The sequence below is a fragment of the Streptomyces sp. NPDC047000 genome, assembly GCF_040644295.1.
In the GTDB taxonomy this organism is placed as follows: domain Bacteria; phylum Actinomycetota; class Actinomycetes; order Streptomycetales; family Streptomycetaceae; genus Streptomyces.
The window spans coordinates 68,472-81,791 of record NZ_JBEYWE010000017.1; the positions used below are offsets into that span (position 1 = coordinate 68,472).

At 71.5% G+C, this 13,320-nt stretch carries 10 protein-coding genes and 2 pseudogenes; 7 read left to right on the top strand and 5 right to left on the bottom strand.

Annotated features, from left to right (window positions below):
* Window positions 1-158 precede the first annotated feature (158 nt).
* Both ABZ862_RS24760 and ABZ862_RS24765 read left to right on the top strand, forming a co-directional pair.
* Window positions 159-545: pseudogene (locus ABZ862_RS24760) on the top strand (amidohydrolase family protein); the annotation flags it as partial.
* 245 nt (window positions 546-790) lie between these two features.
* Window positions 791-1,321 (top strand): annotated as a pseudogene (locus tag ABZ862_RS24765) (helix-turn-helix domain-containing protein); the annotation flags it as partial.
* A 397-nt stretch (window positions 1,322-1,718) separates the two neighbouring features.
* On the opposite strand, the gene ABZ862_RS24770 reads toward ABZ862_RS24765, so the two are convergent.
* The 4 genes from ABZ862_RS24770 to ABZ862_RS24785 all read right to left on the bottom strand — a co-directional run bounded on the left by ABZ862_RS24770 (window position 1,719) and on the right by ABZ862_RS24785 (window position 7,693).
* The gene (locus tag ABZ862_RS24770) at window positions 1,719-2,495 is read right to left on the bottom strand and encodes a radical SAM protein (protein ID WP_360961782.1); all 777 of its coding nucleotides are present in this window, start codon (window positions 2,493-2,495) and stop codon (window positions 1,719-1,721) included.
* Complete coding sequence (locus ABZ862_RS24775; protein ID WP_360961785.1) at window positions 2,488-4,041, bottom strand: YjjI family glycine radical enzyme; 1,554 nt, start codon at window positions 4,039-4,041, stop codon at window positions 2,488-2,490. Before ABZ862_RS24775 ends, ABZ862_RS24770 begins: the two co-directional genes overlap by 8 nt.
* A 181-nt stretch (window positions 4,042-4,222) precedes the next feature.
* On the bottom strand, window positions 4,223-6,715 hold the full coding sequence (locus tag ABZ862_RS24780; protein ID WP_360961788.1) for a phospholipase D-like domain-containing protein: 2,493 nt from the start codon (window positions 6,713-6,715) through the stop codon (window positions 4,223-4,225).
* Between the two features lie 438 nt (window positions 6,716-7,153).
* Window positions 7,154-7,693 (bottom strand): SMI1/KNR4 family protein, encoded by a 540-nt coding sequence (locus ABZ862_RS24785; protein WP_360961791.1) that lies wholly within the window; start codon window positions 7,691-7,693, stop codon window positions 7,154-7,156.
* A gap of 372 nt (window positions 7,694-8,065) precedes the next feature.
* Between ABZ862_RS24785 and mftR the strand changes: the two genes are divergently transcribed.
* On the top strand, window positions 8,066-8,644 hold the full coding sequence (gene mftR / locus ABZ862_RS24790) for a mycofactocin system transcriptional regulator (protein ID WP_360961794.1): 579 nt from the start codon (window positions 8,066-8,068) through the stop codon (window positions 8,642-8,644).
* Window positions 8,645-8,667: 23 nt separating this feature from the next.
* Here the strand turns inward: mftR and mftG are convergent, their stop codons facing one another.
* The gene (mftG, locus tag ABZ862_RS24795) at window positions 8,668-10,242 is read right to left on the bottom strand and encodes a mycofactocin system GMC family oxidoreductase MftG (RefSeq protein ID WP_360961797.1); all 1,575 of its coding nucleotides are present in this window, start codon (window positions 10,240-10,242) and stop codon (window positions 8,668-8,670) included.
* Between the two features lie 141 nt (window positions 10,243-10,383).
* Between mftG and mftA the strand changes: the two genes are divergently transcribed.
* Genes mftA through mftD form a run of 4 tightly spaced genes read left to right on the top strand, consistent with a single transcriptional unit; the run spans window position 10,384 to window position 13,318 of the window.
* Window positions 10,384-10,521 (top strand): mycofactocin precursor MftA, encoded by a 138-nt coding sequence (gene mftA, locus ABZ862_RS24800; protein WP_360961800.1) that lies wholly within the window; start codon window positions 10,384-10,386, stop codon window positions 10,519-10,521.
* A gap of 19 nt (window positions 10,522-10,540) precedes the next feature.
* Window positions 10,541-10,828: a mycofactocin biosynthesis chaperone MftB gene (gene mftB / locus ABZ862_RS24805; RefSeq protein WP_360962045.1), complete on the top strand. Its 288-nt coding sequence runs from the start codon at window positions 10,541-10,543 to the stop codon at window positions 10,826-10,828.
* On the top strand, window positions 10,825-12,099 hold the full coding sequence (mftC, locus tag ABZ862_RS24810) for a mycofactocin radical SAM maturase (RefSeq protein WP_360961803.1): 1,275 nt from the start codon (window positions 10,825-10,827) through the stop codon (window positions 12,097-12,099). The genes mftB and mftC overlap by 4 nt, the downstream gene beginning before the upstream one ends.
* Window positions 12,092-13,318 (top strand): pre-mycofactocin synthase MftD, encoded by a 1,227-nt coding sequence (gene mftD, locus ABZ862_RS24815; RefSeq protein ID WP_360961806.1) that lies wholly within the window; start codon window positions 12,092-12,094, stop codon window positions 13,316-13,318. The genes mftC and mftD overlap by 8 nt, the downstream gene beginning before the upstream one ends.
* Window positions 13,319-13,320: the final 2 nt, after the last annotated feature.

The following is a 13,320-nucleotide window of genomic DNA, read 5'->3' on the forward strand; positions in this document are numbered from 1 at the left end:
TTCAGTCGGTGTACGAGTTCCGGCCAAGGTGCCGAGCCGCCGACAACCGTCCTGGAACCCTGGGAGGCCTGATGGAGATCGTGGACGCGCACACCCACGTCATCTCACCGGACAGCACGCGATATCCCCACGCCCCTGTCGGGGGACGGCAGCCCGCCTTCCCCACCCTCCGCCTGATCATTCCGCACGGCGGCGGTGCCGTCCCCTACCACTGGGGCCGCTTCCGCGGACTGGCGACGGCCCTCGGTAAACCCCCACTCGAAGAACACGTCCTGGGCAACGTCTACTTCGACACCTGCGTCTACCATCAGGCCGGCATCGACCTCCTCCTCGGCGTCGTCCCCGCCGAGAACATCCTCTTCGCCTCGGAGATGATCGGCGCCGTCCGGGACATCGACCCCCGTACCGGCCACCACTTCGACGACACCCGCCGCTACACCGAGGCCGCCGGGCTGCCCGCCGGCCGGCTGGCCGCGATACAGGAGCACAACGCACGCACCGTCTACCCCCGCCTGAACGCTCTCCTCGCGGATCAGGGCCGCTGAACCGCACCCGGCCCCGGCCGATGCCCGGGGAGTGTCCTGCATCAGGTGACTCCTGCGTGGAGACTCGCACCTGATCCGAGGCTGTCCACCGGGCGGAAGACCGTCACCCACACCCCACGGGGTTCTGATGCCGACAGGAGGATCAACGGACGTGAGCGGCACCTGCTCCAGCCGTTGTGGATCTCGGTGGGTCGCCGTCGGCGAGCGGCGGGGTTCGGGAAGCGCTGCCGGAGGAGCGCCGCTCAATGATCATCCGGACCGCGGTTCCGCTGATCGCCGGGTACGGCGCCGCGGTGACGACCGCGAAGATCGCCCGCGCTGCGGGCATCGGCGAGGGCACGATCTTCCGGGTCTTCGCCGACCAGGACGAGCTGCTGCAGGCCTGCGTGGCCGAGGCGCTCCCCCCGGAGAACGCGGTGCGCGAACTCGACGCGATCGACGTGTCCCAGCCGCTGCCCGACCGGCTCGCGGAGGCGGCCGAGGCACCGCAGGCGCACATGTCCGGGACGGGCGCGATCCTCGGCTCGCTGGGGCATCGCGGCGGCAAGCACCCCGGCACGGTGCGCGGCTCGGGCCGCCACGAGTCGACGACCCGTGTCCGTGCGGCCCTCACCGAGCTGCTGGAGCCCGACAAGGCGGCCCTGCGCCGACCGCCGGAGCAGATCGCGGCCGTCTTCTTCGGGCTGCTCTTCACCCAGCCGCGTACCGAGGACGAGCCCGACCTGACCCCGCAGGAGCTGGTCGAGGTCTTCCTGAACGGGGCACTCTCGGGGGGGTGCCGACTGAGACCGCGGGAAAGGCGCCCGGGGCTCACAGCCTTGGCCGTCCTGCCGGGGCGCAGACGGCCGATCGGCGACGGTGGGCAGACGCTCGCCACTCGTTGAGGAGTTGTCGGGGGAGGGGCGGGCGGCGAACACGGGGAGCTGGTGGACGGCAGCACGTGAACTTCGTCGTCGGCCACCCGGGAGGCGGCGACCCGGGCGTCCGGCGCGGATCGACCACGAGAACGCCGCCGGCAGCGCCGAGGTGTTCGGCGGCGCAGACACGCAGGTCGTCGCGGACCGCACCGGCGTCCCGGCGGGCAGGGTCCACGCCATGGCCCGCGGCCACCGCACGATCTTCAGGAGTCCGCCCCACCCCGATGACCATGCGGTGGCCGTACCCGCCGAGTGGTCAGACGACCGTGACGAGTTCGGCGCCGACCCGGGCGGCGATCCGGCGTCCGTACTCGGCTCTCCGGTCGTCGGTCGGTGCCGGGACGCGGCGTGCGGCGGCGCGCACGCCGTGCGGGCGGAAGCCGATGACCTTGACCGGCACGCCCGGTGCGTGCGTCGCGAGGTAGTCGCCGGTGCGCCGCAGCCGGTCCTCGCCGTCGTTGTGCCCGGGCACCACGAGCAGCCGGACCTCGGTGAGTTTGTCCTCGTGGGCGAGGCGGTCCATCGACCGGAGCACCGGTGTGTTGTCCGAGCCGGTGAGCTCGCGGTGGACGTCGACGTCGAGTGCCTTGAGGTCGAGCATCACGCCGTCGGACAGGGGCAGCAGGAGGTCCCAGACCTCGTCGGACGCACAGCCGTTGCTGTCGACGAGGCGGGTGAGCGACGAGGTGGCCGCGTCGTCGCGCAGCGCCTCGAACAGCGCGGCCACGAACGGCGCCTGCAGGGTCGCCTCCCCGCCGGACACCGTGATGCCGGAGAGGAACGGTGCGTAGGTGCGGATGTCGGCCACGGTCTCCTCGACGGTGACGGCCCGTGCCCGCGGCGTCGCACGCGGGATGGTGTGCGGGTTGTGGCAGGCCAGGCAGTCGAGGTTGCAGCCCTGCAGGAACACCACGTAGCGGTTGCCCGGCCCGTCGACCCACGAGAAGCGGACGACGTCCGCGAGCAGTCCGCTCGGCACCGCGGTCGGGACGGCGCCGGGCACGGCGGACGGGACGGCCGTCACGTCAGGCACCGAGCCCGGGCGACGACTCCGCGCTGACGACGCGTTTGACCACGCGCCGGGTCACGTGCGAGCTGGCGACCGAGCCGGCCGCGAGCACGTCGCTGCCGTGCCGCGCGACACCCGTGGCCTCGAGTCCGGCCAGGTCGGACTTGCGCACGAGGTAGCCGGTGATGCGGATGAAGTCGTTGCTGTCGAGGTTGAACGTGACGTCACGCATGCCGACCGCCATCGCGCCGCGGATCACGTCGACCACCGCACGCGGGTTGCGTACGGCCGTGTCGTCGAAGTGCATGATGTCGCTCACGCCGGAAGCGAAGAACTTGTGGTTCGGCGCGACGGCGAGCAGGTGCTCGTGCAGCGGCGGCTCGGTGCCGATCGGGATGCGGGTTCCTGCCGTGACGTCGACATCGGAGTCGATGCCCGACTGCGAGTGCAGGAAGGCGACGCCGTCGTTGCCCTCGCAGTGGGGGAGCGGCGTGCCGGCGACGAGGTCGGCGACCCGCTCCACGATGCGCCACCCGAGGGCCGTGGCGTCGGCGTCGTGCCCGTACGTGCCAGTGCCGCCGGTGGCGGCGACGAGAGAGTCGACGCACTCGGCGAGACCGTAGACGCCGAACATCGCCGAGAACCGGTCGAGCGACAGCAAGCCCTCGTCGACCAGCCACGAGTGCTCGAAGAAGCGCGCCTGTTCGACCAGGGACGTGATGCGTGCCGCCATCAGCTCGGCGTTGAGCGCGACGTGCTGGGGGAGCGTCGCCGCCAGGTACGACTCCACGTCGCCGTGGTGCCGGCGCGCCGACTCGGCGAGGTCGAGCCGCACGAGTGTGTGCGACCCGCCGCCGATCTTGAGCGAGTTGTAGCAGCTGACGACGCCGTAGTCCGGGCCGAGGTCGTCGCGCATCATCGCGTGGTTGACGAAGTGCGGCTTGCCGCAGGCGAAGACGGTGCGGACCGCGTCGAGCAGCAGCGAGTCCGGGGTGCGGTCGACGTCGACGCGCAGGGTGAGGTTGGGGACGGTCTGCAGCAGCTCGCGCTCCAGCGCGAGCACCGTGCGTCCGACGCGTGTGTCGTCCGGGCCGAGGTTCGCGTGGGTGAACGCGTCCGGCAGCGAGCGGTCGATCGTCACCCACATCAGGCGCATCAGCCGTGTGAGGGTCTCGTCGTCGACGTCGGCCGCGTACGGCTCGAGCAGCTGGTCGACGTCGCCCAGGTAGACCGGGTAACCGGTGATCGACGGCACCTGTGAGTACATCGACAGGAGGAAGGCGACCGCCTCGAACAGGTCGCGCGGCGGCTCGAGTTGCAGGAACGCCGACCCCTGTGCCAGGGCGCGGCGGTAGTCCGGCAGGAGATAGCGCGGGCGGTACGGCGCGTGCCCCTCCGCCAGGTCGCCTATCAGCCCGGACTCGAGCGCCTCGGCGCAGGCGGTCGACACCTTCGGCGCGTCGAGCGCCTCCTCGGCCAGGCCGGCGAGCGCCTGGACCCGCTGGCGATAGGTGAACGCCGGACTGTCCACGAGCAGCCGGGCACGGGTGGTGAACTGCGACATCTCCATTCCGAGAACGGTAATATCGCGCACCGCCTCTTGTCGCTGCGGGGGAGAGCCTCGTGCCTCACACCTGAAGGGACCGCGTTCCAGGGCGAGCGCAGTACCCAGGGCGGCACCCCTTCCGGGGGTGCCGCCCAGGGGCGTTCGCACGGCGTAGGGCCTCAGGAGCGAGGCCGCTCCCCAGGACTCAGGAGTTGCTGAACGAGTCCCGCAGCCGCATCTCGTTGAAGCCGTTGCCGTCGTAGTCGTCCGAGTACGTCAGCGCGAGCCGGCCGGTCGGGGCCAGGGTCACGGCCGGGCCGCCCTGGCCGCCGCCGGTCACCACGTTCATCCGGTAGGCGGGGAGCCTGCCGGTCGTCGTGCCGTCCGCGTTGAAGCCGCGGGCCCATACGTCGTCCTTGCCCGCGTACAGGGTCCCGCCGAGGTTCACGTCGAAGGCCTCCTTCCACGCGACCACGAAGCTGCCGTCGTCGGCGACCGTGACGTCGGCGACGTCCTGGTCGGAGATCGGCCGGTCGTCGTCGACGTACGGGCCGCTGCCGGTGCCGTCCTCGGTGGTCCGCTGCTCGGCTGCCGCGGCGCTGCCGGTCGCCGAGAAGACGCGGTCGTAGATCCGCTGCGGCCGCACCGGCGTGCCGGTGCCGGTGGTGTACTCGTCCGTCCACGCCGCGACGAACCGGCCGTCGCCCGTCGACGCCACCGCGGGAACGGTCTGCTGCCCGTCGGTGAGGGTGTTGGCCGTCTTGCGGGCCACGGCGAAGCCGCCCGAGGTGTTCAGCTTCGCGAGACCGATGTTGAGGCCGCCGTTGCCGTCCGCGTCCTCCTCCCAGACGATCGCGGTGTTCCCGGCGTCGTCGATCGCCGCGTCGGGGCGGCGGTTCGACCCGGCCGCACCCGAGTTGATCGTGCTGATCTGGACGTCCTGGTAGCGCAGCGCACCGGTCCCGGACCAGCTGCTCGCGTAGATCTGGTCGAGCGTCGAGCCGTCGGCCGTGCTCTCCCAGGCGACGGTGTAGGAGCCGTCGCCGGCCACCGCGACCGTCGGCCGCAGCTGGTCCCCGCTGCCGGAGGCGTGCGGACGGGCCAGGGCGGTCACCGTGCCGTCCGGGGCCACTCTGACCACGGCGATGTCGGCGAACTTGTTGCCGTCGTCGTCCTTGGCCCACGCGACGATCGCGTTGCCCTGGTCGTCCACGCCGACGTCGGGTTTCTGATGTGACCAGGTCATGCTGCCGCCGGTGCCGCTGTTGCTCAGCAGCTTCTCGTTCCACAACGCGACACCGTCCTTGTACATGCGGATGTACACGTCGGTGCCCAGCTCGGTGTCCGAGGAGTCGTGCCGGTCGCCCTGCTCGTACACCACCGCGGTGTAGACGGACGAGGTGCCGCCGGAGGCGATGGCGCTGTAGTGCTGGTCGCCGTCGGTCTCCACGTTGACCCGCGAGTAGTGCTGGGACGTCGTGCCGTACTTCGAGGCGTCGATGTCGACCGCACCCGAGCGCACCTTGGTGAAGTTGGCGACGTAGGCCTGGTAGACCGTCGGGTCGTCGATGCGCAGCAGTGTCTCGTCGTTCGTCTTCAGCGAGCCCGAGGTCCAGTTGTGGGAGCCCGTGTACACATGCCGGACCGCGGTACCGTCGGCCGCCGTCCACTCCGTCAGCAGGTACTTGGAATGAGTGGTGCCGTGATTGCAGGAAGCGGTCGCCGAGGACTTGTAGCGGCACCCGCCGGGCCGGTTGCCGTAGGCCGCGATGTCGAGGGCGGTGAGGTCGTTGACGCCGTTGTTGCCGCCACCGGCGCTGAGATCACGGACGTTCGCGTCCACGCTGCACCCGTCGGAGCGCTTCGCCTGCAGGGCGGCGTAGACGGCCGGGCGGGTGGTCCGCTGGTCGAGCTCGGCCGCCGAGATCCTGATCTTTCCGCCGGCCTTGCAGTCGACCTCGTCGATGAACGAGGCGAGGATGTCGGCATTGCCGTAGTGGGTGGCGTCCGAGTCGGTGTCCCGGGGGAAGAAGTACGCCTCGACCGGGGAGCCGGGGTCGCCCGTGGTGTAGTCGTACGTCGTGTGCAGGCTGTCGCCGGCATGCTTGATCTGCTGGTTGAAGTGCGCGCGGTACCGGGAGGCGAGGGTCGCGTTGCCGGACACGACGACCGCGTTGTTGATCTCGCCGTCCTGGCCGCCCGCGAGGTTCTGCGAGCTCTGCCAGACGACGTTCGTGCGTCCGTCGGTGAGCGCGTCGAACACGATGTACTTGTCGTGGTCGATCGCGTTCGTGTCGCCCGAGCCGTTGCCCAGGCAGCCGCGGGAGCACCAGGTGAGGCTGGAGTTGCCCGTCAGCGTCAGACCGTCCAGGTTGCTGCTGGCCCGGTTCGCCGACTCCGAGACGATGCGCAGCGTGACGCCGCGGCTCTGGGCGGCGGTGAGCTTCGCCTGCAGGTCCGAGCTGTTGAACCAGTACATGCCCATGTACAGGGTCGAGCCGGGTGCCGCGAGATCGATCAGGTCGCCGACCGAGGTGTTGATCGATGAGTCGTAGGTCGTGGGCGTGGGGTAGTTGAACACCGCTGTGTAGTCACCGGAGGTGACGGTCTCCGCCTGTGCGGTGCCCGGAACGAGCAGGGCCGCACCCAGCGCGAGCAGGGCACCGAGTAACGCCGTGCTCCGTATCTGTTTGCCCATCTGTTTCCTTTGGATCGACCAGAGTTCGGAAGATCCATCTTATGGTGTGTCAATTTTCTTCCCTGGCCGACGAGCGACGCGTCAGTGCACGGTGACACCGGGAGCGGTGACGGAACGGCGGAGTGCCGCAGACGGGTGGCCGGTCCGGGTCCCGGGTCTGCCTGCGTCAGCTCATCCATGACCAGGCGTGGACACGTCATGGGTGCCGCCCGTGCCGGGCTGAGCCGCCGGGCTCCCGCCCGCTCGGAAGATCTTGGCCGATCCCCTGGGCGGCCGAGGTCCTCTTCGCCTCGCGTCACGCTGGACGCCGCCGCCGAGCTGTCGACTTCGCGGCATTGGACGATCACCCCGGTCGGTAGGGGCTGACGGTCGCGGTGTGGGGTGTCGGAGCCTGTTCGGCACCGTACCGAGAGTGGCCGCCCTCCGTTCCGCGGTCGCTCACGGGGCGTCCCCGGCCGTCCGGTCGGTGTCCAGGCCGCCTTCGAGGAGGGTCCGGGTGATCAGGGGGCGGTCCCACAGGGCGAGGAGTTCGTCGGCGAGGTCGAGGACCGGCAGCGGGTGCTGTTCGCCCTGCACATCGATGCCGGCGGCCGACAGGCTCCGGGGGACGGTGCCCGCGTCGAGGAGGACGCGCCACTCCGCGGGGCCGAGACTCAGGTACTCCAGACCCGTCAGCCCGGCGATCTCCAGGGGATCGGCCGGCGTGCCCGGGGAGGCGGTGAGCGTTTGCAGGCGGGGGAGACCGGTGACCGGGGCGAGGCCGACCGGCTCCCCCTTCCGACCGCCGATCCGGAGCACCTCCAGCTCGGGCCGGGCGGCGGCCACCATGCCGCCCGGGCTGTCGGTGCTCACCCGGGCCACCACCGGCGGACGGTTCCAGTCATCGTCCGAGCGCCAGTCGTCGCGGTGGTTGACCACCATGTCGGTGAGGGAGCCGGCGCGCAGTGCGGCCCCGACGCTCCGCTCGTGGTCGATCATGACGACCTGCCCGGTGTGTCCGCCACACACCGGGGTTTTCTCGACGCCTCTTGATGTGCCCCCGTTCTGGCGGAGCCGGGTCCGGGACCGGTGACTGATCGAGGTGGCACACCCTCGCGCCACCGCGGCCCCTTCCCCCACCATGGTCCAGGGCGTCCTCTCATGCCCGGTGCGGCCGTCCTCGCGTTCCCGCCCGCACCGGCCGCTCGATCGGGACGGGCCCGGCGGACCCACCGGCGTCGGCGATGGGAGGATGGCGACGACGGCGTCTGGGCGCAGGGCCGTCCGGCGCGGGGAGAGGTCGTACCGGGAAGGGGAGCGGGGATGGAGCCGCCAGGGGGCAGTTCGGCGGTGTGCGCGGGAGCTGCCCGCATGGGCCGGCCGCGCGTCACCTCGAGGGGCGTGCTCGAACGGCTGGGCTTCGAGCTGTTCGCGGAACGGGGCTTCGACGACACCACCGTCGACGACATCGCCGCCGCGGCGGGTATCGGCCGGCGGACCTTCTTCCGCTACTTCGCCTCCAAGAACGACCTGGTCTGGGGTGACTTCGAAGAGCAGTTGGTCAGGCTGGACGCCTTGCTCACGGCGGCCGAGGCGGGCACCCCGTTGATGGACGCGTTGCGCGAGGCGGTCGTCGAGTTCAACCGGTTCGACCCGGCGGTGGTCCCGTGGCACCGGCAGCGCATGGCCCTCATCCTGCGTGTGCCGACACTCCAGGCCGACTCGGCCGTGCGGTACGCCTCCTGGCGGGCGCTCGTCGCGGAGTTCGCCGCCCGGCGCCTGGAACTCCCCGCATCCGACCTGCTGCCCCAGCTGATCGGCAGCACTGTCCTGGCGGCGTGTGTCACCGCGTACGAACAGTGGCTGGCCGACGAAAACGCCGATCTGGGCAGGCTGCTGGACCTCGCCGTGGGGCAGCTCGCGGCCGGGTACCGGGGCCTTCCCGGGTAGCCGCGCCGGTCCCGCGGCACCGGTCATGCCGGGCCGCGTCGCATCGCGTCCGCGACGACCTCCCCGATGAGGACGGCGGTGGCCGCCGGCCCCCTGAGCGGAGGGGTGGGCAGGATGGACGTGTCCGCGACGCGCAGACCGGCGACCCCGTGCACGCTGCCGTAGGCGTCCACGGCCGCCCGGGGATCGTCGGCGTGTCCCATGGGTACCGTGCCGCAGGTGTGCTGGGACGTCCCGAGACGGTCAAGGATCCACCCGTCGAGCAGGCGGTCGTCCTCCAGCACCGCCGCCCCCGGTTCGGTGAGTCCTTCGGCGACCTCCGCGAAGTCGCCCGTACCGATCAGCTCGGCGGTGGACCGGACGGCTTCGCGCATGCGCCGGCGGTCCGCCGCAGTCGACAGGTAGCCGTAGTCGAGGCCCTGGGGTGTCGCGGGGTCGGCGGAACGGGTGCGCATCCGGCCGGTCAGCCGAGGGGTCTGGACGGAGACGAGGAAGGCGAGGGGCGCGCCGGGGAGGGACACCTTCCCGGCCGTCAGCGCGGCCATCGGGACGAGGGACTGCAGGATCTCCAGGTCGCCCGCGTGGTCCCCGTCCGACGAGGAGAGGTGCAGCACACCGCCGAGCCACGAGCCGGAGGGGTGCGGCATCGGCCGCCTGGGCGCCCATTCCAGTACCACCTGCGGATGGTCGCCGAAGCGCGCCCCGACGGCTGGAGCGTCCCTGACCACGGGGACGCCGAGGGACTCCAGCCGGCGACGCGGCCCGATCCCCGACAGCCGCAGCAGGTGAGGGGAGCGCAGGGCCCCGGCGCAGACCACGACCTGGCCGGCGTGCATCGTCCTGCGGTGGCCGTGCCGCTCGGTCTCCACGCCGGTCGCGCGACCCCGCTCGACGACGACCCGCAGGACAGTGGTGTTCCCCGCCACCCGCAGGTTGGGCCGTTCCGTTGCGGGCAGCAGGTAGCCGAGGCCCGTGTTGACGCGCAAGCCGTCCACGACGTTGCACGGCACCGGGCCGAAACCCGGTGCGTCCTGGGCGTTCTTGTCGGGTTCAGCGGGAAAACCCAGCCGCCGGGCGGCCGCCCGGAACGCGACGGCCGCCGGGTGTCCGAGACCGGTACGACGGACGCGTACCGGACCGCGGTCTCCGTGCAGGAGCGTGCCGCCGTGGTCGAGGTCCGTCTCGAGCGCGCGAAGGAACGGCAGCATCCGGTCGTACGACCAGACCGCGCCGCCCGCCACCGCCCACCGGTCGAAGTCCGCCCGCCGGGCGCGGACGAAATACCCGCCGTTGACGGTCGTCGAGCCGCCGAGGATGCGGCCGCGAACGACTGTGCAAGGGCGTTTTGGGGTGAGCCGCACGGCGTACGGCTGGACGGCGGGGTGTCCGGGCTGGGCGCCGGGCACGAGCCGGGCGTCGAGCAACCCCGGTGCGAACGCCGACGGACGGGACGGCACGGGGCCGGCTTCCAGCACCAGCACCGTGCGACCGGGGTCCTCGCTCAGCCGGGCCGCGAGTACGGCGCCGGTGCCGCCGGCCCCGACGACGATGACGTCGGGGCGGTTCCTCCCAGCTCGTTCCGCGGCGACGGGTGACATGGCGTCACATGCCTCTACAACAAGCGGAGTTCATCCGTCGGTCCCGCTCCGGAGTTCCGTGCCGTCCGGCGTCTTCACTTTCGGCACTCGGTGTCATTACTCTCCAGATGTCCGACGGGAGCGATGCCCAGGGAGAGTCGCATGAACGAGCTCCGCACCACCCCGCCCGTTCCGGTCAGCGAGATCCAGGACGAGAGGACTCCGGCCGAAGAGCCGCTGATCGAGGCCGACGAGCTGATCGAAGAGGTCTCCATCGACGGCATGTGCGGCGTCTACTAGGCGCCGTCGCGTGACCGCGATGAACCCCGACACGGCAGGGCTGGACCTGGACCGCGCCTGGGACCTGCATCCACAGGTCTCGGTGCGGCCGGAACCCTTCGGCGCCCTCCTCTACCACTTCGGCACCCGCAAGCTCTCGTTCCTCAAGGACCGAAAACTCCTGACCGTCGTCCAGGGCCTCGCGGACGCGCCCACGGCCCGAGCCGCCTGCCTGGCCGCGGGGCTCGAAGACGCCGAACTGCCCCGCTACGGTCGGGCCCTCTCCGTACTCGTGCGGTCGTCGATGGTCGTCGGGAGGACCTCATGACCACCATGTCCGCCTCATCCGCCTCATCCGCCTCATCCGCCTCATCCGCCTCATCCGCCTCGCCCCGGCTGGCCGACCTGTTCGAGCTCGGGCTCGACGCTCCGATCTGCCTCACCTGGGAGCTGACCTACGCCTGCAACCTGTCCTGCGCCCACTGCCTGTCCAGCTCCGGCCGCCGCGATCCGCGTGAGCTGATCACCGCCGAGGCCAAGGCGGTCATCGACGAACTGGAGGCCATGCAGGTCTTCTACGTCAACATCGGCGGCGGCGAGCCCACCGTCCGCCACGACTTCTGGGAACTCCTGGACTACGCCACCGCCCACCACGTCGGCGTGAAGTTCTCCACCAACGGCGTCCGCATCACCCCCGAGGCCGCCGCACGCCTCGCCCGCAACGACTACGTGGACGTCCAGATCTCCCTCGACGGCGCGACCGCCGACGTCAACGACGCGGTGCGCGGCCGGGGTTCGTACGCCACGGCCGTCCGGGCGTTGGAGAACCTCGCCGCCGCCGGGATGCGCAACTTCAAGATCTCCGTGGTCTGCACCCGGCACAACATCCCACAACTGGACGCCTTCGAGGCACTCGCCGACCGCTACGGCGCCCAACTGCGCCTGACCCGGCTGCGCCCGTCCGGACGCGGCGCGGACGTCTGGGACGACCTGCACCCCACGGCCGGGCAGCAGCGCGAGCTGTACGACTGGCTGCTGGCGCACGGTGAGCACGTGCTGACCGGCGACTCCTTCTTCCACCTGTCCGCCTACGGTCAGGAACTGCCGGGCCTCAATCTGTGCGGCGCCGGGCGTGTCGTCTGCCTGATCGATCCGGTCGGCGACGTCTACGCCTGCCCGTTCGCCGTCCACGAGCAGTTCCTGGCCGGCAATGTGCGCGAGACCGGCGGCTTTCGCGGGGTCTGGCGCGATGCGGAGCTGTTCCGACGGCTGCGGACCCCGCAGCACGGCGGCGCCTGCGCGTCCTGCGCGTTCTACGACACCTGCAAGGGCGGCTGCATGGCCGCGAAGTTCTTCACCGGGCTGCCCCTGGACGGACCGGACCCCGAGTGCGTGCAAGGCCACGGCGTGCAGCGCCCGGCCCGCCGCCCGGACGGGACCGGACACCTTCCCAAGCCCTCCGGGGACCACTCCCACCGGGCCGCTCCCCGCCCCGTGGACCTGATTCTCACCCGCCGCCCGCCGGTCGGCGAGTGCGCCGAGAGTCCGCTGGCCGGGCTGGACCTGATATCCACCGGAAAGGGCGGGACCCATGCCTAGGAACCCCTGGTTCGAGACGGTCGCCGAGGCCCGGCGCAGGGCGAAACGGCGACTGCCCGGCCCGGTCTACGGCGCGCTCGTCGCGGGCTCGGAGCGGGGCCGCACGATCGACGCCAACACCGAGGCGTTCGCGGAACTGGGCTTCGCCCCGCGTGTCGTGGGCCACCACGCGGAGCGTGATCTGTCCACGACGGTACTGGGCGTGCCCACCGTGCTGCCCGTGCTCATCTCACCGACCGGGGTGCAGGCGGTCGACCCGGACGGGGAGGTGGCCGTGGCCCGGGCCGCCGCGAACCGGGGCGTCATCATGGGTCTGAGCTCGTTCGCGAGCAAGCCCGTGGAAGAGGTGGCCGACGCCCAGCCGGACTTCTTCTTCCAGCTGTACTGGAGCGGCACCCGGGACATCATGGTGCAGCGCATGGACCGGGCCAGAGCCGCCGGCGCCAAGGCCCTCATCGTCACTCTCGACTGGTCCTTCTCCCACGGTCGTGACTGGGGCAGCCCCGCCGTCCCGGACCGCCTCGACCTCAGGACCGTGCTCCGGTTCGCCCCCGACGTCCTGCCCCGGCCGGGCTGGCTGTGGCGGTACGCCAGGTCGGGCCGCCTCCCCGAACTCACCGTCCCCAACATGACCGCGGCCGGCGGAAAGGCGCCGACCTTCTTCGGCGCCTACGACGAGTGGATGAGGACACCGCCGCCGACCTGGGACGACATCGCCTGGCTGCGCGAGGAGTGGGGCGGGCCCTTCCTCCTCAAGGGCGTCTGCCGGGTGGACGACGCCAGGCGGGCCGTCGACGCCGGTGTCTCGGCGCTGTCCGTGTCCAACCACGGGGGCAACAACCTGGACACCACCCCGGCCACCATCCGGCTGCTGCCCGCCGTCGCGGAAGCCCTCGGCGACCAGGTCGAGGTACTGCTGGACGGCGGTGTCCGCCGCGGCGGCGACGTCGCCAAGGCACTCGCCCTCGGCGCCCGCGCCGTCCTGATCGGCCGCGCCTGTCTGTGGGGCCTGGCGGCGAACGGACAGGCCGGTGTCGAGAACGTGCTGGACATCCTGCGCGGCGGACTGGACTCGGCCGTCCTGGGTCTCGGGCATTCCTCCGTGCACCACCTGGGGCCGGACGACCTGGCGGTACCGCCCGGCTTCCGGCTGACACTGGGCGGCTCGGACGCACCGGCGGCGGTCCCGGTGCCCGGCGCCGGATCCACGGCCGCCTGAGC

What these genes read in the sequence shown, in the direction of transcription:
- mftG (WP_360961797.1), bottom strand. Translation starts at nt 10,242, where the DNA reads ATGTCACCCGTCGCCGCGGAACGAGCTGGGAGGAACCGCCCCGACGTC.
- mftA (WP_360961800.1), top strand. Translation starts at nt 10,384, where the DNA reads ATGAACGAGCTCCGCACCACCCCGCCCGTTCCGGTCAGCGAGATCCAG.
- mftC (WP_360961803.1), top strand. Translation starts at nt 10,825, where the DNA reads ATGACCACCATGTCCGCCTCATCCGCCTCATCCGCCTCATCCGCCTCA.
- ABZ862_RS24775 (WP_360961785.1), bottom strand. Translation starts at nt 4,041, where the DNA reads ATGGAGATGTCGCAGTTCACCACCCGTGCCCGGCTGCTCGTGGACAGT.
- mftR (WP_360961794.1), top strand. Translation starts at nt 8,066, where the DNA reads ATGGGCCGGCCGCGCGTCACCTCGAGGGGCGTGCTCGAACGGCTGGGC.
- mftD (WP_360961806.1), top strand. Translation starts at nt 12,092, where the DNA reads ATGCCTAGGAACCCCTGGTTCGAGACGGTCGCCGAGGCCCGGCGCAGG.
- mftB (WP_360962045.1), top strand. Translation starts at nt 10,541, where the DNA reads ATGAACCCCGACACGGCAGGGCTGGACCTGGACCGCGCCTGGGACCTG.
- ABZ862_RS24785 (WP_360961791.1), bottom strand. Translation starts at nt 7,693, where the DNA reads ATGATCGACCACGAGCGGAGCGTCGGGGCCGCACTGCGCGCCGGCTCC.
- ABZ862_RS24780 (WP_360961788.1), bottom strand. Translation starts at nt 6,715, where the DNA reads ATGGGCAAACAGATACGGAGCACGGCGTTACTCGGTGCCCTGCTCGCG.